Raw genomic sequence first — 18,593 nt, forward strand, 5'->3', positions numbered from 1 at the left:
GATTTAAAACGCTATTTACCACAAAATGTTTTCTATTCGCTACAAGCGACAACGAGCTCAACACCTACAGTCTCTTTGATATAAGATGCAGCCGCTGCCAGCAGCATTTTTTGACTGCCTGATACAGTTGTTCGAGATATCCCGGGCTGTACGATCACAATCTCTGGCCTTACTTCCTTAAAACGGGACGCACGCAATAATTTGTTAACGTCAGCAATGTTTCCATTCAACACAAACGTGCGATGGCCCGTTGACGGTCGTCTAGCTCTATTTGTGATGTGACGACAAAGCTCTTTAAATCTTCCTGCCCACTTGGCTGACCTTATTGCCTGAGAGGCTACTTCTGCAACGTCTCCAACCCTATTCCCCGCCTGTTCGCTTTTTGAAAATTTACAATGTACAAGCACAAGACGTATGAAATGCGCCTCCTCCTTTAAGCACACTAAATCAGCAGCCTCACCAGGACCATCATCATCAATAACGACCTCGAAGTCATCATTGATAAACTTTTGGGCCGCAGCCCATTGAACTGAATTCCTCCTTTCAAAGCCATCTTTCCAAATGGATTCCCTTGTAATGTCCACCCCAACCCAATCCCACGGATCTAAACTATCTTCTGGCAATTCGAAATTGTAGGGATTTTCAGGACGTAGTACGAGGTTTCCGTCTAGCTCCGTAAGGTCAAAGTATCTAACCAACGGTGGGTAGTCAGAAAAATAAGATTCTGCTATAAATTCCTTAGACCCTACGTGAAATATGATTTCTTCGTCCGAAACTCGAACAACCTCGAATCCCTGCGGGCCACCAATTTTCAAATCAAAAGTGCCTAGTACATCTGCCTGACTGTCTAGAAGCTCGAACCTTATTGAATTACCTGCTCGGTCTACCGAGCTAAGTTGAATATCGCATAGGTAAATTGGTATCTCTTTGCCGCCTAAACTAAGATCGACTCGATCCTCCGATTGCCGTAGTATTTCAAATGGCCATTCAATTCCCATTATTTCCCCATCGGGTAATGAAGTCACTTCAATCGGAATGAGAACATTTTCGATTATCTCCTCTGTTGTGATAGTTGCATCAAGAAGCTTTTCACCGACAGCCTCTGACCAGCCAATAAGTTGAGGTATTGTGCCGGATTCTTTTGACCAAACTCTTCCCTTATAAGAGCAACCAATTGTCACGTGTTTTCCTCTTTCCCAGCCCGACCCGCTCAAGTTTGCTTTTCTTGACCCTGGCGCTGCTGCAAAGGTCAATGCATCCCTTACATTTGCTCCAGTATACATAGCATAGCTAAGATTCCGTCGACCATGCTTACTGACTCCAAGATTGTTAAATACAAGTCTGCCAATATTCCCCAAACTCTTAAAAATTGGCTCTCCATCAATTATTGTAGTTGCTCCAACAGCGGCAGCAAGTTTCGCATGGTTAGATGTTTTGTCTGAAGAAGCCAGATAAAGTAAATTGCGCTTTTCGTCGAAGTGTAAAACAAAGAGATGCCAATCAGTCTCCACGAGGTCTTTTGATCTAGACCATTTGACGCGGACCTTCGACCTGGTAACAAAATACAATGTCTGACTGTCCACATGCAACCAGACGCGTGTCACCTCAACATCTTTGGATATTGCTTCATGAAATTTCTTCGGGCTAAATGCAGGACAATTGTAAGTCAGCGTGCTAAATACTGGACGTAACAAATGGTGGGAAATACTAGGAGCATCCTCTCGATCTTCTCCAAGCGATATAGAAGAATTTAAAAAGTCGACTAGCTGAGCATGATCCCGAGAAGCCTCGGAACTCATTTCACTGAGTAGCACATTCCAATCAGAGTCCTCACTATAAAGTCGTTCAAGCGCAGAGGATATATTCGTATCTGTAATATTTGCGATTACTGTTGCATCACCAAGGTGCTCCCCTGATGTTCGAGTAAAACGTCCAGTAAACTGAAGAAGTGGGGCTAAACTTTTCTGCGGATCGTGTAATGCCGCTATTTTCAATGGTGGCAAATCAAATCCTTCACCCAACATATTTACACAGACGGCTATTCGGCTGTCCCCAGTTATCAAGCGATTGATACGCTCTTGACTATCTTGCAACTCAGAATGAATTATTTGAGGAGAGAACTCTGATCCATGCACTCGATAAAGCATAAGGATTTCTTGGGCTCTATCAATTTTTGAACATCGAGCCATGATTAGGTGGTTATTTCCAACAGCCAGATCTTCACGTAGTGTTTTACAAGCGAGATGCGCTATCGCGTCATCAGCAGAATCTTGATGGAGTTCATGAACAGGAAGAAACTTAATCGGCTTAAAGTAACCGTCCTCCTGAGCTTTTCGAAGAGAATAGCTATATATGACGTCCCCATCAACGAGTTTTCCATCTTCGCGGAATGGTGTCGCTGTGAACTGCAGTGTGTATTTTCCGGAGAACGCCGAGCGAAGGTCACTCCAGCTGGTTGCCGCGACATGATGGGCTTCATCAACTATAAGAACACCACTGCGGTTAGCAATTTTCGAAGCAAGGTTTTTTGCTTTACCACCCGTAAGAGATGCCATCGCGGATACAACAACATTGCAATCCTCAAAAATAGCCAAGTCGTTCTCGCCACCCGGCTGCTTTGACAACAAGCCAACGATGGGATTTTCAACTTCTTCTGGTAGCAACGTCAACTTTCGTAACAACCCGAATGTTAAGAATTTTCGGGTCGTCTGATTCCGTAACGCCTTAGAGGGGACAGCGACTACCATCGGGCCGCGCGGGAATGCCGCCAATGCTGATAGCATTGTTTCGGTCTTTCCAGTTCCGGTCGGCATAACTACAGTGGCGATACTACTATTTTGAGTCCAATGAGATCCAATAGCGTATAAAGCCCCAAGTTGTGGCGGCCTCAAACCCTTACGATCTCCAATTGGCTTTCCCTGTGCATCATATTCTTGGGCGGCAAAGCGGAAGGATCTTGGCCAGGTTCCAGCTATCGCTGCAGATCTTGACTTCATGCCAACAGCAACTGTTCGTTCCATTGCTTGGTCCAATAGCTTATGAGATATCCATCTCTTTCCACCGTCATCATACAGCCTTATGACTCCATCAACATCGGCAGGCCTCTCGAGCTTTGTCCTACTGGTTACAATGATCCGTTCGCCATTTTCAAGAACATAGCATTTTTCGCTAGTTCTTGGTCCGGTTCTAACATCCTCAATGTTCAGAACGCTGACTGTTGTTTCGTTACGCAAAAGTTGACAAGCGATACCAACCGAATACCGTTTCAAAACAAGCAGTAACTCGGGCAAGACCAAGTTTTCGTTTATGATAGAAGAGAATTCCACAATGCCTTCAAGGGTAGGTGTTCACAAACTATAAACTTACCCATAAAGAATTTCAATATATTAATCCCAGATGCGAATCTTATTTATCGGCCAAAAGAGCCATTATCGGTGCATGCCTCAAACCGAATTTTCTATACAGCTTGTCAACATCAATTACGCGACCTATCAGCCCGGAAAAACGCACTGTTTATCGTTATAGAATTGTCACCATTCAAAATCTAATTCGTTTCAATCTTGTACCTAACAACTTCAAACTTGACTGTCATGGCGCTAAATCCTGCGGTAGATTTGTACCCCAATAGGTCCGAAAATCTTCGAAGAAGAAGTGACAAAAATTTGACATTGGAAATAATTGAGCGATTACAGGAATCAATATCTCCCTAGTAAATAGCGTGCGACGGAATTGAAACTATGTCTTGGAAGGGGATCATTCAAGGAGGACTCAACCTGTTCACCTGTAAAGCTTTTACGATCGTGACTTGCAAGGGTGGTGCTAGATAGGATCGGGCAACTCGTACTGTCCCACATGACTTCTTGCGATACTTACCGTACCAAAGTCTCTAAACTTTTCTCGTAGTTCTGCAATTTGATGTTGAGCTCTACTTTTCGATTGAACTGCCTGCACCTAGCAATTTGGGCTTTCAAACTCGCGATAGCCTTTTGTAGCTCCGTTCTTGTTCTCTCAGTTGTTACCAAATCAGACAAAGTCTCCTTTTGCCTTCCACTTATTTGCTGACAGATATCCAGGTAGACGGAATCAAGGCTCTTTCTTAAATTCAGAGAAAAATGTTGCTGGTCCTCGAAAATCCACGGGCTATTGAACATCCAGTCGATCACAGCGACATCAGTATTCAAAGGATTGGGATGCTTCTGACAGGCTGATATCAATAATTCATGTCCATAGGTAGCACAGCAAATCAAGTGATACGGAATTGCCTTATTAATGAGTTCAAGGACGACTTCAATCCCTTCTTTCTTTCTCAGTTCGAGGCTGAAAATCTGTATTTCCTGAATTTCATCTCCCGTTAAATTAATTGTATCGAAACTGAGCTTGTTTATCCATCGCATCCTCTCGATTACTTCAATTAAGAGCTTTTTTTGTTGCGATGTAGCATGTGCATCAAAAGCATTTTTGGGAATGCTCCTGCCGATCATAGTTCTTGAAGGAAGGTTAAATACATCCATCATTTCACGATAACAAAACTTACAAGGGTAAAATCTTCAATTCCCTTGGGCATTCCTATTGTTGCAGTTCCACCTGCTTTAAATAGGCTAAGTACCTCTTTCTCATCTCCAGTTTTCAGAATGGAACGGATACTTTTCTGCAATAACTGGGAATAGTCGTGCATATCGCGGAAATCCCGTGTTTCCAGATTAAGCTGCTTGCAAAGTTCCTTCAACGGTTCAGTTTTGCCCTTGCAAAGTAGCCGTAGCATATCCAATGATTTCTTCGCTTCTAAATAGCCATGTAATACATTCTCATTTTCCTGAATGTACACCACGTAATACGGGGCTAATCGGTTCAGTTTATCCTTGTCTACAGAATCACTTATGTTCTTTAAAACAAAAATCACCCCGCGTTGATCGACATCACTTGCTGGCGTAACCGCATGCAATCCCAAGGGAATAGAGTCGGGATTGGGATATATTTTAACGAAATTAGCCAGATCCACCCTAAAATCATTTAATCCAAGATCAGTTATACTGACCCCTTCACGAAGATCTTCCAGGTCAACAACTTCTTCTTGCAGCCTTTTCAGTTGGATTTTTCTGTATTCCAGATCTTTCTCATCGGCATTGAGTATATTGTCATCGCCTGTGCTGGCGAGGTTACTGATGGCCATTTTATTCTCAACGCGCTGCTTGAGATTAATATAGGCGTCCAGTGTAACGTCCGGCCAGAAATTAACCATGGTGATGGTGTCGTTCGCTGAGCCAATCCTATCAATACGACCAAACCGCTGAATGATACGAACGGGGTTCCAATGAATATCGTAATTAATCAGGTAATCACAATCCTGTAAGTTCTGGCCTTCCGAAATGCAATCTGTTGCAATCAGAATATCGATTTCTTCCTGAATATCGGGATAAATGATTGCCTTCCCTTTTGAGCGTGGGGAAAAGCAAGTCAATAGCGTATTCAGATCAGACGGAACAGTCTTCGATGAACAAGCACGTTTTGATCCCGTGATTAGAGCGGTATTCAGGCCATACTCATTCCTAAAATAATCTTTCAGCTCTGAATAAATATAATTTGCTGTGTCTGCAAAAGCGGTAAATACGATCACTTTTTTGTTCCCGGCATTAGCCGGATTTTGGATCTTATCCACAATAATCTTTCTAAGCTTGCCTAGCTTCAGATCACATTTCCCTCTCAGTAATTCGATTTCTTTCAGGAGTTCATTGATTACCAAGAGATCAGCAGAGAGGTCTTCCTGCCATCTTACTTTATCCATATCAGCGATATGAACTTTCACCTTGCTCCCGAAAACATTTTCCTCTTCTCCCCAATCCGGCTCCCAATCGAACTCTTCAGATGTAGGGTCTGCCGGAAGGCCTGAATACGTGTTAGCATCCCCCCGCGCAATTGCGCCTAAACCTTCTTCAATTAGCGCACGAATATTCAGGAGAGTCAGAGCAAAAGAATCGACGGAACTTTCTATTCGCTTTAAAAGATTGATGCGCATCAAGAGTTGCAAGCTCTTTTCACGGTCCCTTTGCTTGAAGGTTCCCGACTTTACGCGCTTATCATATTTCTCCGCGTAAAACGGAATTTTGCTTGGCAGAATATAATTTAAAGGTGAGTAAATAGAAAGATTCAGAAACTCTAACCAATCGGCGATATGTTTGTAATTTAACTCCGTTCCTTCTTTTAGTGGGCTGTAAATCGAGATTGGTTTATTCCGTTGAGGAAATTTTCCGATTGCTGCTGTGTCGTAATAATTGGTTATATGTTTTCGGGACCGAGCAATCGTCAAACTGTCCAATATTTGGAAAAAATCAAAATCTAGCGCTTCCAACAGCCGGTCTGAGGTTCTTTCTTCGGTAGGTAGTTTAGACCAACTGTTGAAAGCCTGCTGTGCCCGCCGGAAGACCAGTTCGATTCCAAGGTCTGTATCCAGTTTCTCATCAATTTGCCCTGCTGCACCCTCATAGGCCAGGGCAAGCTGATTACGCAGATCGTTAAAGCGGTTGTTGACAGGAGTGGCCGAAAGCATCAATACTTTCGTTTCAATACCCTCCTGAACAATCTTCCGAAGCAATTTTTGATAGCGGTTTTCTTTCCCTACGACTGTGTTGTTGTTACGAAAATTGTGTGATTCATCAATGACTACCAGGCCATAGTTCCCCCAGTTAACACTTTCAAGATTCCTACCATTGCTAGTTCCTTTGTCTCGCGATAAATCTGTGTGAAACAAAACGTCGTATCGGAAGCGATCTTTACCCAAGATATTGTTTTTATCGTTGTGGCGGTAGGTGTTCCAGTTGGCCTCAAGCTTTTTAGGGCATAATACCAGAACATCTTTATTTCGCTTCTCGTAGTATTTGATAATCCCCAGAGCTGTAAAAGTTTTCCCCAGGCCCACACTGTCGGCGATGATACAGCCGTTGTACTTTTCCAGCTTGTTAATTCCACCAATGACAGCATCCTGCTGAAAATTATACAGCCTATTCCATATGACGGTTTCTTTAAAACCGATGCTGTCATTTGGTAGATTGTCCAGCGACAAGTCACTGAGGAAGTCGCGAAAAATATTGTAGAGCGTTACAAAATAGACAAATTCCGGACTGTTCTCCTGATAAGCTCCCGCCAGATAACGGAGCACGCTTTCCGTTACTAGATCCGTATTTTCATCGTTATTCCATATCTCGTCAAACCATTCCAAATAGCCTTCGGCCATGGGGTAGTTGACTTTTGTTATCATTGAGCGATGGCCTTTCCGGGAAGTAAAACCCAGGTCGGGAGATGTAAATCCAGCAAATCCTGAATAGGATGCACTATCTTCAGGCCCATTATCAACGTGAATCAGGCTATTCATAGGCGAATTACCAAGGGTGTTTGTTTTAAACACAGCTTTGTCCTTAACCCACTGGGCGCACTCCCGTGAGATGGCTCTCTGAGTCATCTCGTTTTTTAACCGTAACTCAAACTCACCACCACACAAATCAGACTCTTTCCGGATGTTCGGAATGTAAAATTCCCGCAGCTTTGGTTTAGACTTCTCCTCCAGAAAAGTGGGAGTTGTAAAAATAAACCGAAGCTCTTCAACGCTTTTCAGCTCTTTCCTTAGTGCTTCAAACGCATAGATTGAAAAAGCAGACGCTGCTACACTTAGCTTACTACCCTTTCTGAATTCAAGCTTCAGATCGTCTCCCAGCCGACTATCTATGTTATTGAATATTTTCATCCGTGATTATTTCACTTGCACTATTTCCAGCATTTGCTGGTAGTTGCTGACTTTTGAAAACTTCATCTCTTGTCCACTGATTGCTTTGAAATGTTCCCCGGCACAATGGATTTTCAGCTTTTCTATCTCGCGTAGCTCTAGGTCTGAATCCGTACCCTTGGTTTCTGCTACAAAATAGATGTGGCGGATAGTGTCCTTATCAAACACAATCGCCCAGTCAGGACTATAATTAGCGACAGGCGTGGTAATGTAAAAACTTTTCGGAAGCTTAGCGTATACCTGAACATGGTTGCTGTTTTCCAATGCTTCGGCAAAACGTGCTTCGGTTTGTGAATCAGTAGTCAGAAAGTCATAAACATGCTTTTTCAATATTTCTGACTGCCGAATAACGGATTTGTCATTCACAAATACGGTTTTAGCATCATGCCTGTCATCAACTTTGTGATAGACGATGTTATTGATGATCAGACTGGCCTTAACTTCATTGATTAGCTTGCTGGTTCGGGCTATAAACTCCTCTGGATTTTTCCGGATCATCAGGAACTTGCTCGTGTCAATGCTCTTTAATATCTCGACGATGGTTTTTCGGGTAAGGTTGGTATGTTTGACAATCTCTCCAACCACATCATATCTTGTATTTGTATAGACATCGGAATTGAGCTTCTTGTGTTGGCGGGAAGTCTCCTGAAAGGCATTCTTTTCCTGCAACTGCTCTTTCGTACTCTCCTCCAGCTCTCCGCTGCGGATTTCATACGTACGCTCCGAAATATTCAAATCTGCGTTTATCCGAATTTTGGCATCAGAAACCAGCTTTTCCGAGTTAAACTGTACTTCATAAATGGTTTTCAGGTTGATCTTATTCCAAAGCTTCTGAAATTCCTTCTTATGAAAGTTACTGTTCGTCTGAATTGTAATGCTTTGCCGGTCATTCTCAGGTTTGATGGCTTCGCCCATATAAACGGATCGTAGCAATTGATTTATGCTATCCCGAAATGCTTCCAATTGGTCAGGAAGGGGGATATTGTTTTCTTCAACCAACCTCCGTCCATCATCCGTAATTTTATCGTCATCGTCCAAAACATCCTCTTTATAAAGATACTTGTTCAACTTTTTCGCTTCTTCGAAGGTCAGGCGTTTTTGATTTCCATGCTCGTCAGTCAAAAGTTTACCAGTCAAAAATTCAACGGTCGCTTTTTGAGGTCGATCTTTTAAGGTCGCGGCAATTTCTGATTGCAGGCCTCGGGCAAATTCTTCATAGCTTTCAGAGGCGATAATCGTCAGTTTATTGATTTCATGTACCTGCTCGCCAATGGCCTCTTCGTCCTGCCGTATGCCATGTTTATTGACCGAAAGACGCATACCGCGCCCTACTTCCTGACGGCGGCGAATGGACGCATCCGAATGCTTGAGGGTACAAATTTGAAAGACGTTCGGATTGTCCCATCCTTCTTTCAAGGCAGAATGCGAAAAAATGAAGCGGGTGGGTTCGTCAAAACTTAGCAATCGCTCCTTATCCTTCATAATCAAGTCATAAGCGCTGATATCATCCGTCTCTTCACTTCCCCGCTTTACTAAGGGGTCAATCATTTTCCGTTGCTTATCAATGGAAAAATACCCGTTGTGCACCCTCTCTGCCGGATCACGTTGCAGATATTGATTGTAATCGGGATAGAACAGATCTAGATATTCGTTCCTTAGTTGAACGTATTCCTCCTCAAACATCTGGGCATATTCACCTAAACCAGGATTACCTTCCTTATCATAGATACGGTATTTATCTACTGTATCTATGAAGAAGAGCGATAGTACCTTGATTCCCTTGTCAAAAAGCTCTCGTTCTTTTTTTAAATGAGAACTGATCGTTTCGCGGATTTGTATTCGCCGGAATGCCTTTTCGTCCAGATCGCCAATAGCCTCTCCGGCTTCAATTATTTTCCCATTGATCACCACCCGGTTAAAATAGCCATCAACCTCCTCTAACAGCCAGTTTTTATACTGGGGCATTTCGCCGGAAAGTTCAAACAGGTTGGCTCCTTTTTCAAGTTTCTCGCGTACCCGCCTGACGCCCGTCCCATTACGCTTTTCGTACTCCAAGACAGCAAGTGGGGGACGTGAGGTAGAAAGCTGGATTTGTTCCAGATATAGATATCCACTGGTACCCGTAGTACCTTTGATGTTGATACCTTTTACCTGGATTTTCTTTACGAGCTTCTTGTTATAGGCATCCAGTGCATCGAGACGATATACCTTGTTATACTCAAATTTATGGGTAGCGGAATAACGGAGTGTAAAAAGCGGGTTGAAATCCTGCATACTCTCCAAGGTTTTATCGCCTTCTACCGATTGTGGTTCATCAATAATCAGAATGGGATTAGTCTGAGCGATAATCTCGATGGGCTTTCGAGTGCCGAACTGATCAAGTTCCATATAAATACGACGTGCATCTTTACCTTTAGCATTAAATGCCTGCGTATTGATGATCATCACACTAATGCGGCTATCCGACGCAAAACTCTCAATGTCCTGTGGACGAGATGAGTTATAAATAAATGGGCTAATGCGGTGTCCGTATCGCTCCTGGAAGTGGTCTTGCATCACCTGGAACGACTTATAGACCCCTTCACGGATTGCAATACTGGGAACAACCACAATAAACTTACTCCAGCCATAAAGCTGGTGCAGTTCATACATGGTGCGGATATAGGTGTACGTTTTACCCGTTCCAGTCTCCATTTCAACGGTGAACTGATAGCCCTTTTTTACACCTTTGGGTTTTTCAAGGGATTTACTTTGAGTGATATCATTTTGCCGCTGAACCTGCTGAATGTTCTCTAGTAACTGATCTTCGGTAATCTGGATCTGCCGGTTTCGGTACCCGATCAGCTCCTCTACCTCCAGATCCATACCAAACTGACCTTTGCTTGCCGACCTTGCTTTGGCAATCAGTTCCTTGCTTTTTTCCAGTGTAAAACGGTTCGTTTCTCTGGGTTGCCCCAGAAAGCAGTCGGTGATGGCCTGAACAGCATCTAACTGAAAGCTTTGCTCTTTAAATTGTAGTTTCATACTTTAAATCACACGCATTTCAGTATCAGGGCTCAATTGCTTCAACAACTGGCGAACATTTTCCTTTGCTGTATCATCTTTGAAACTCTGGTCCCGAAACACAATTCGCAGCGGTTTATAGGATGCTATTTCCTTTGCAAAGGCCTCATCTATTCCCTTATCGAAACAGGCTAGCAATGAGTCCTGGGCAACGCGGAACACCTTTTTATCAAGTACAAACAGTTGCTCAATCTTATAGGAAAGCGGCAAGCCCCAGTCCAGCATTACTTGGGCTAATAGATCATCAGCCGTACGATCAGGTTTGATATTGTCTGTAAATATGTCCATTTGATCCTGTTGATAATCCTGCGGACGGTAATATACATCTTGCATATTACTGGAATCTAAGCGGAATGCACGAAAACCTATGTCTGGTCGTTTCTCGCTCCGATCCCTAAAATCCAGTTCTGCCGTTCTCTTTTGATCGTACTGTTCGCCCAGCGCTTTTCCTACTTGTCGGATGCGTTCCCTGCCTATCTGACAAATATCTGTGTACCCGTTAATGTATGCTCCCGATTCATTAGGAGTTGGTTCTGGAAGTTGCACCATGATGAATTTTCGATGCGAGTTTTCACTACTGTTTGAATCTAGAATGGCATGCGCCATTGACGCCGAACCTGCAAAAAAATCAAGCACAATATCATCTGGGCCTAAGTTTGCCACTCGAATTAAGTGTTTCAAAAGCCGTAATGGTTTAGGGTTACTAAAAATCTTTGGGCCTATTAACTTAGCTAATTCTTGTCCACCATCTCGATTTCTACCGTGTATATTCTCAACTAAAAGACTTCTAGGGGTAACTCCATCAAGAGACTCCCAAGTACGTGTATAGACCCTCCACTCTCCGGTTTTTTTATCCCTATGAAATTCTATCTCACTTTTTTCCGTTTCAATTTTGTCCTTGCTCCATCTCCAAATTGTTGTCCTATTCCTTAGATCTGGCTGCGGTGGATATATTTCAGTGCCATCTGGAGCAACTATTGGAAAGTCCATCGATTTGCTGTAAGTCAAGCTCGTCTTGTCGAGTCTTTCTAGATAATATCTCCTTCCGTTTTCCACTTTATTGTACTTAGCAGTCATCGAAGGGCTTTCATGTTCGATTTGTCCAAGCTGGACACTTTCTTTTGCCTTTGCGTAAAAAGCGACATACTCATGCTCTAAGGCAATTTGGCTGCTATCGTCACCACCACCCGCTTTCTTTTTCCATATGAAATTCCCCAATGCATTTTGTTCTCCAAATATTTCATCACATAGCGATAGAAGGTTTTTTACTTCGTTTTCATCGATTGAAATAAAGATTACTCCATTGTCCCCGAGTAAGTTTCTTGCAAGTTTTAATCTTGGGTACATCATACTTAACCAATCCGAATGATATCTTCCTGAGGTCTCGGGGTTTACAATTAAACGGTGGTTGTATTCGTCCTTCTGACCACCTTCAAATAGCTCAGCCTGTGTATCTCTCGAAAAGTTGTCTTTATAGACGAAGTCCTTGCCTGTATTATAAGGTGGATCAATGTAGATCATCTTGATCTTCCCGAAATAACTTTCCTGCAACAGCTTCAGTACATCTAGGTTATCGCCCTCGATAAACAGGTTTTCTGTTTCATCAAAGTTAACGGAGTGTTCACGGCTTGGACGTAGAGTCTTCGTAGTCGGCAGGTTTGCCGTGACAATGGCCTCCCGCTTGCCGGGCCATTCCAGACGATAACGTTCTTTGTTGCCTTCAATCACTTGATGACTGAGTTCCTGCTTCAGCAGATCAAAGTCAACAGCTTTGCCGTTTTCCGTCTCAGTGATACAGTTCGGAAATAGGGCAGCAAGTGCTTCTAGGTTCTTACTCACCAGATCGGGGCTGGCCATGTCAAGACGGTCTTCCTCTGATAAATAGGGCATAAGGTATTCTTTGTTTAAAAATCTAATTGTCGAATGTTCAAACACACATTGTGTGTTGCGCCTTGCAAAAGCGCAGTAACCACTTGTGGCGAAACGGAAAAATACGACAATCAAGCCATTTAGTTACTATTCGGCTTTGCCCTGCTTCTGTCATATTTTGTAAGAGTTTGGGAACATATGCAATTCTAGACAAGTCGAAGATTTTCAATTTTCTTGAAAAGAATACACTTTATCATTGATATAACAATCTCATTCACAACCTGTCCACCAGGTGAACATCTTGATTTTCAATAATATCAATTCGATTTTTGTCTCTCTAAACAACAAATGTTATGAGAGGAAACAAATTCAAATTGATCTTCTACCTGAAGATCCCAGGTGTCAATCGTGAAGAAGATAGGCGAGCGATTTATTTGCTCACGACGGTTAATCTTCCCAGAGACATCGCGGGGAGGCGATGCCGTCGATTATTCAAATGGAGTCTGCGCTGTGAAGGTAGATAAGAATATCCTCATTGACCTTTTCGAACGGAAGGACAAGAAACGTCGGAAGATTCTGTATGAGCTCTATGCAGAGCTAGTGATGACATCACTTTCGGCTTACTACGTCGCCGAGATGATCTGTTCTGATTTGGGAAAGCCGGATCTGGTCGATGCTGATGACGTGCGGTATTGTCGATTCTATTTCTGCAAAAAGCCAAAGACGCTTTCAAGTGCTCCGGAGAGGGAGCAGCGGCTTCTTTCTTCACCAGCTTCTAAACGGGAGCAGCAGGTTACTCAAGAAAAAGCTAAAGACTTATCCAAGGCGGTATGGTCGGATGGGGAGACGATGGATATGCAAGTCAATTTTTTTAGGGGAACCAAACTAGGTAAGAAAAATGAGACGTAAATTCAATTTAATACTTCAAGCTAAGGGTGGTGTCGGTAAAAGCCTGCACACCTATCTGCGAGCCTTGTCTGAAAAGGACAAAACTTCACTTTTTGTTGATCTCGACAGTTCTACGCAAACATCAACGCGACAGCTCGCCTTTCTGGGCGACGAGCGGTTAGAAACAGTTTCGTTGATTGATAATCGCGATATGCTTGTCCGGGATATTTTTGTCGGGTATATCGAGAGTTTAATGGAGGCACCGTACAATGAAATCTATTTTGATTTTGGAGCACCAGAGAGTGAACAATTTCCTGCGCTTATTTCGCGTGACCTGGATTTCGAGGAATGGTGCGAGGAAGTAGATGCCGAAGCGATATTCCATATCGTAATTGGTGGCGGTGGAGCGTACCGCCCAAGTGTCGAATACCTACAAAAAATGATTGAAGTATTAGGCGACAAGTTTCGAATCCTGGTGTGGGAAAATGTTTTTAGTTTCAGACAATTCCCGAAGCTTTCCGATGAATTAGCCGCCAACTGTGCGGCGCTGGGTTTGGAGCATGTAAGGTTTGGCGATTTCGAGGCTAACTCTTTACTGGGTAGCCAGATTTTAGATGGCATCAGGAAAGGCTTTCCGTTGGAGAGTTACGGTCCCGGGGCAAGATTGAGATTGAAAAAGGAAATCCGTGAAAACTTTTGCCATGACTGATAGAGCTGAATTGAATCATATCAAAGGAAAGTACTTGCAAAAGTATGCGCAGGAGATCGATGACTGGTCTGCGTTGTTGCTTGCCGAAGTCGAGGAAAACTTTGGCCGCATGACGTCAGATCTGGATCAATCCATAGACGCAATTGACAAAGCGGCTGCTGCAATTAAAAGCAATCAGCGTTCGGTACATTTTTCTGACAAAAAGCTAGCTTTCTGGCATGGCTTGGCAGTGAGTCTTCCGTGGTCTGTTGTCGCTATTGTTTCGTTGTGTTTGTTTTCCTGGCTGATATCAACCGGCGAGGAGTATCGAGAGCTTCGCAGAATAGTCGACGCCTACAAGAATGCACCTCATTATCGACTGTTAATGGAGAACGGAGAGATCTTGCAGAAAGATGGCAGCAGCTATTTGAAGCTTCGACCACAGGCGAACAAAGGGGATTTGCTGATCGGGCGAGAGTATATTTTTGACAAGAAGAGCAAGGAGATGCTTGTTCCACTTGGACGGAAATAACGCACTGTGTGTCTGAGATCAAAATCTCGAATATTTTCAAACAAAGACAAACAAACTCAAACATTTTCGGGAACCACGGTGGTTTTTCCACAGCCAGCTATCGCCGGTACGTCGCAAAAAAGCGACTACCCGGCGGCTGGCCATGGGAAAACCCCTGGACCCCTGCTATTCGCCTCACGGCTCATAGCTTAATTTGAAAGACAATATGGAAAGCAAAAGAAAAGGAAGACCACCGAAAGAGGAGAAGGTTGTGAGAAGGGATCACTTTTCTGTATGGGTTACCAAAGATGAAAAAGCGAGGATTAACCAGTTGATCGAGAAGAGCGGACTTTCAGCAAGTCAGTTCTTTCTCACGCTCGCATTGGATACTCCCATCAAACGACCGCAAAAAAAGACACTTCCCGCCAGGACGGCAGAAATGATCAAGACACTTGAACAGCTCAGCGGCATTTTGTCGCTTGCTGTTTTGAAAACGAAGGATCATCAAATGCAAAGTCAGCAATGGATGCAAAGCAGTCGGTACGTGCGGCTACTTTCACAAATCATAACCTTATGGGTGTTTGAAGACTTTGAGATCAGGACGTTCTCAAAGACGCTCAACAAAGTTCAGGAATGGATGCGTCAGCTCAGATTATACATCCGCCGCGTGTTGCCGGATTCTCATAACAAAACCAGCATTATGGAAACGACTGAGAATCTGTTTCATAGTGCCAAGGAGCTGCTGGCAAAATATGAGCGCCACTACCAACCAGCGGAAATGACCGCCCAGCTTTCGTCATGGAAATCCGATGTATCAAGCAATCCGGATCTCGTACATCGGATGATTGAAGAAAAAGTTACCGCAATGCTTAAACGTCTTGATGCATGATCGGAAAAGTCGGACTGGGTAATTTCGCGAAAGGAATATTGAGCTATTGCTACTACGAAAAAGAATTGTCGGCAAAGCAAGCGAAGCAAATGACGCTCGACGATGTTCGGGGAGAGCTCATCTATATCCAGCATCTTGGCATCAGCACGTTGAAGGACGGCAGACTGGATTTGGATTACCTGGCAAAACAGATGCTGGACAATAGGGACAAGAACAGAAACCTTAATAAATATGTATGGCATCAGTCATTCAGCTTTCCACCGGGCGAAGATCCGCCCGAAGAGAAGTTGACTACGCTCGCGCAAGAGTTTGCAAAGGAATTTGGTTTCACAGAAAATCAAATGCTTGTATTCCGGCACAACGACACGAAACACAAGCATATCCATATCGTGGCCAACCGTATAAACTACAATGGCAAAAACACTGCTGACCATTTCAAAAACTATGCACGAACGGGTGAGTTTTCAAGAAGAATGGAAATGGAGCTCGGGCTGACCATAACTCCCGACATGAGCCTGAATCAGAACGTAAAACAGCAAGTCCCGACACAAGACACTGCGATCATTAAACTAAGAAATCTAGTCGACCAAACGCTGGCAAAGGTATCCGCATTTGACGACTTCGCTAACCAAATGCTCGCTCATGGTTTCAAAACGTATAGAGGGAGAGGTGTAGCTTTTTTCAATATGCAGAATCGGATGAAAGTGAAAGGTTCTGACCTGGGTAAAGACTATTCATTGCAAAATCTCGAAAAGCGAATGGGTATGGGGATGCCGCAAGCTTTATTACCTATTAAAAAGAAGAAAAAGTCTCGCAGGAAGCAACAGGGATTAGGTATGTAAAAGTTTGAAATAGAAAAGCAGCTTATGGTATGCTTTCCTGAGTTCAAAACTACGCACACACTTGTCAGTCAGTGCAACGAAAGTTACGAAGTAAAAAGTGACGGGTGCAAAGTCTCCGGCTATTTACCGCGGCTAGGCGCCCCCGGCCCTCGCCGCTCCTTAAACCGCCTCCCGACTTTGCACCCAAGGGGCAGGCCCCGTCACTTTTTCTTCGATTGAAGAAGGCGATTGCCCTGAGCACAAAGCCGGGGCGGCCCCGCCGGGGCTCGTAACTTCAAAGACTTTCAAACATGAAATCATTAGAAAATGCTCCAAGAATCTATGTAGGTACTTACGGAATGTACAACAGCGGTTCACTCTTTGGGAAATGGTTTGATTTGACAGACTATGCTGATGCAAAGGAGTTTTACCAGAATTGCTATGAATACCATAGGAATGAGTTCGATCCAGAATTGATGTTCCAAGACTGGGAAAACATTCCGGAATTCCTGATCTCCGAATGCAGTTTAGATGATAAGGCGTTTGATTACTTCCAGGCGCTGTACGAGATGGATGATGATACAGCGGAAGCATTCAAGATTTACTCCGAACAGATTAATAGCTGGCCTGGGAATGGAAAAGTGTTAGGCGATCAAGTCGAAAGTTTTCAGGAGAGCTACCGGGGGTACTTTGGTGGATCGATGAAGGATGCGAAGATAGAGTACACTTACCAGTACATTGAGGAGACAGGATTGTTAGCAGATGTACCTGCGACGCTTGAAAGGTATTTTGATTACGAGGCCTTTGCTCGTGACTTGTTTTTGGAAGGATATACCGAGGTGGATGGATATGTGTTTGCTGACTATTAAGTCTTTCAGAGAGATAGCTAATAATTAGCTATCTCTCTGAATATTAGCATCATAATAATTCGCATTACTGCCGAAATCCGGGATAACCCGTGAATCATGGATGATCACCAGTTCAACAATTGAACTGGTTGACCAGCAACCAATTGAGCTACCCGTTCTAATACCTCGCTAACATAAGCCAGACTTTATTAAATGGAAGAATCACTAGATGACTTTGAAATCGAAACACTAAACTATTGTAGGCTTACATATCCGCTTTCACCTTATTGGGAAAAAATCGGTTACTAGTCTAGTACTGGAAAGCGTTAAGACGGTAAGTATCGAGTTTTCAAAAAGCCACTACTGATGCTTTGGTAGAAGCATAAAAGATACGCAAAACTCGAGTATGCACCTGTGTGTCACCGTTCAAAAGGTAATCCAAAATTTGAAATGTTAGGCTGAATTTCCGAGTCTGAGTGGAACTGCTTATTCGGTATCGTCAGTCAACTTTTTCAATATTGCTCGCGAATATAATCACATATCGCTTTTTTGGCTTGTCATAGAAGTATTCCATTCTTCCAATTGCGCTCCTTGACTTGGAGTACGCCCAGTAAGCTTTTCCATTGTAATCCTTTTCAGTCCGATAAAACTTACTGATGATCGAATAAATGTTTCTGTATAATCGTAATGTCTCTTTTCTAAGGCTACGTTTTGCTATTGTTGAATTTTCTAAGCTCCATTCAAATGACATGTTTCTAATTGTGTCGATGTTTGTTTTCAAATCCTCACCCGGCCGCGAGTTTGTCAAAAAAGTGTATGTCTGTTTTACTTGGTAGCCAGCGGCGGCCTCAACCATTTCATGTCCAACTGCCTTTTTAAAGTATTTTAGGTAATCTATTTGGGGGCACGCTCTTGGCGGTGTGACTGCTATAACCTGGCAAGGATCATGCCAGACCGTATCGGTGGTCAGTTTGTAGTATGTTAGCGTATTAGAAGGCCTGAGATAATCTATCAATGAGTTCCACGCGACTGATTTGTTCGCCACGAATGCGAATTTATTTTCAAAATTAGCTTCGATCGATTCTTGACAATAGCTGATTGGCGAATACAGAATGGAAATGAGTAAAATGACTAGTTTCTTCATCATATTATTGTTCGATTTTTGGTTTTAAATATTTTCGCTAGTTTTCATTTTAGTATTTTTATTGTCTTAGTGGATAGCAGTTGTATCCAACGATTCGT

The 18,593-nt window shown here is 43.2% G+C and carries 12 protein-coding genes; 6 read left to right on the forward strand and 6 right to left on the reverse strand.

Annotation, left to right across the window (positions count from 1 at the left end):
• Positions 1 to 32 precede the first annotated feature (32 nt).
• The 5 genes from DFER_RS26020 to DFER_RS26040 form a co-directional block, all read right to left on the reverse strand.
• Complete coding sequence (locus DFER_RS26020) at positions 33 to 3,290, reverse strand: DEAD/DEAH box helicase (RefSeq protein WP_143828812.1); 3,258 nt, start codon at positions 3,288 to 3,290, stop codon at positions 33 to 35.
• A 579-nt stretch (positions 3,291 to 3,869) separates the two neighbouring features.
• The gene (locus DFER_RS26025) at positions 3,870 to 4,481 is read right to left on the reverse strand and encodes a DUF4391 domain-containing protein (protein WP_187293407.1); all 612 of its coding nucleotides are present in this window, start codon (positions 4,479 to 4,481) and stop codon (positions 3,870 to 3,872) included.
• A 29-nt stretch (positions 4,482 to 4,510) separates the two neighbouring features.
• Positions 4,511 to 7,735, reverse strand: coding sequence for a helicase-related protein (locus DFER_RS26030; RefSeq protein ID WP_015814664.1), 3,225 nt, complete (start codon positions 7,733 to 7,735; stop codon positions 4,511 to 4,513).
• Positions 7,736 to 7,741: 6 nt separating this feature from the next.
• Complete coding sequence (locus tag DFER_RS26035; protein ID WP_015814665.1) at positions 7,742 to 10,798, reverse strand: type III restriction-modification system endonuclease; 3,057 nt, start codon at positions 10,796 to 10,798, stop codon at positions 7,742 to 7,744.
• A gap of 3 nt (positions 10,799 to 10,801) precedes the next feature.
• Positions 10,802 to 12,727, reverse strand: a complete 1,926-nt coding sequence (locus DFER_RS26040) for a site-specific DNA-methyltransferase (RefSeq protein ID WP_015814666.1) — start codon at positions 12,725 to 12,727, stop codon at positions 10,802 to 10,804.
• A gap of 387 nt (positions 12,728 to 13,114) precedes the next feature.
• On the opposite strand from DFER_RS26040, the gene DFER_RS26045 reads away from it, so the two are divergent.
• From DFER_RS26045 to DFER_RS26070, 6 genes are all read left to right on the forward strand, one after another.
• Positions 13,115 to 13,615: a hypothetical protein gene (locus tag DFER_RS26045; protein WP_143828813.1), complete on the forward strand. Its 501-nt coding sequence runs from the start codon at positions 13,115 to 13,117 to the stop codon at positions 13,613 to 13,615.
• Positions 13,605 to 14,303 carry a P-loop NTPase family protein gene (locus DFER_RS26050; RefSeq protein ID WP_015814667.1) on the forward strand — a complete coding sequence of 233 codons (699 nt, stop codon included), beginning with the start codon at positions 13,605 to 13,607 and terminating at the stop codon, positions 14,301 to 14,303. Before DFER_RS26045 ends, DFER_RS26050 begins: the two co-directional genes overlap by 11 nt.
• On the forward strand, positions 14,296 to 14,814 hold the full coding sequence (locus DFER_RS26055; protein ID WP_015814668.1) for a hypothetical protein: 519 nt from the start codon (positions 14,296 to 14,298) through the stop codon (positions 14,812 to 14,814). The genes DFER_RS26050 and DFER_RS26055 overlap by 8 nt, the downstream gene beginning before the upstream one ends.
• A 205-nt stretch (positions 14,815 to 15,019) precedes the next feature.
• Positions 15,020 to 15,682 (forward strand): plasmid mobilization protein, encoded by a 663-nt coding sequence (locus DFER_RS26060; RefSeq protein WP_015814669.1) that lies wholly within the window; start codon positions 15,020 to 15,022, stop codon positions 15,680 to 15,682.
• Entirely contained in the window at positions 15,679 to 16,524 is an 846-nt protein-coding gene (locus DFER_RS26065) for a relaxase/mobilization nuclease domain-containing protein (RefSeq protein ID WP_015814670.1), read from the forward strand. The genes DFER_RS26060 and DFER_RS26065 overlap by 4 nt, the downstream gene beginning before the upstream one ends.
• A gap of 290 nt (positions 16,525 to 16,814) precedes the next feature.
• Positions 16,815 to 17,372, forward strand: a complete 558-nt coding sequence (locus DFER_RS26070) for an antirestriction protein ArdA (RefSeq protein WP_015814671.1) — start codon at positions 16,815 to 16,817, stop codon at positions 17,370 to 17,372.
• A 478-nt stretch (positions 17,373 to 17,850) separates the two neighbouring features.
• Here the strand turns inward: DFER_RS26070 and DFER_RS26075 are convergent, their stop codons facing one another.
• A complete protein-coding gene (locus DFER_RS26075) occupies positions 17,851 to 18,498 on the reverse strand; it encodes a hypothetical protein (RefSeq protein WP_015814672.1) in 648 nt (215 codons plus the stop codon).
• Positions 18,499 to 18,593: the final 95 nt, after the last annotated feature.

Origin of the sequence: Dyadobacter fermentans DSM 18053, from assembly GCF_000023125.1 — a bacterium.
GTDB lineage: Bacteria > Bacteroidota > Bacteroidia > Cytophagales > Spirosomataceae > Dyadobacter > Dyadobacter fermentans.

What these genes read in the sequence shown, in the direction of transcription:
- DFER_RS26035 (WP_015814665.1), bottom strand. Translation starts at nt 10,798, where the DNA reads ATGAAACTACAATTTAAAGAGCAAAGCTTTCAGTTAGATGCTGTTCAG.
- DFER_RS26030 (WP_015814664.1), bottom strand. Translation starts at nt 7,735, where the DNA reads ATGAAAATATTCAATAACATAGATAGTCGGCTGGGAGACGATCTGAAG.
- DFER_RS26025 (WP_187293407.1), bottom strand. Translation starts at nt 4,481, where the DNA reads ATGATCGGCAGGAGCATTCCCAAAAATGCTTTTGATGCACATGCTACA.
- DFER_RS26075 (WP_015814672.1), bottom strand. Translation starts at nt 18,498, where the DNA reads ATGATGAAGAAACTAGTCATTTTACTCATTTCCATTCTGTATTCGCCA.
- DFER_RS26070 (WP_015814671.1), top strand. Translation starts at nt 16,815, where the DNA reads ATGAAATCATTAGAAAATGCTCCAAGAATCTATGTAGGTACTTACGGA.
- DFER_RS26050 (WP_015814667.1), top strand. Translation starts at nt 13,605, where the DNA reads ATGAGACGTAAATTCAATTTAATACTTCAAGCTAAGGGTGGTGTCGGT.
- DFER_RS26065 (WP_015814670.1), top strand. Translation starts at nt 15,679, where the DNA reads ATGATCGGAAAAGTCGGACTGGGTAATTTCGCGAAAGGAATATTGAGC.
- DFER_RS26055 (WP_015814668.1), top strand. Translation starts at nt 14,296, where the DNA reads ATGACTGATAGAGCTGAATTGAATCATATCAAAGGAAAGTACTTGCAA.
- DFER_RS26060 (WP_015814669.1), top strand. Translation starts at nt 15,020, where the DNA reads ATGGAAAGCAAAAGAAAAGGAAGACCACCGAAAGAGGAGAAGGTTGTG.
- DFER_RS26040 (WP_015814666.1), bottom strand. Translation starts at nt 12,727, where the DNA reads ATGCCCTATTTATCAGAGGAAGACCGTCTTGACATGGCCAGCCCCGAT.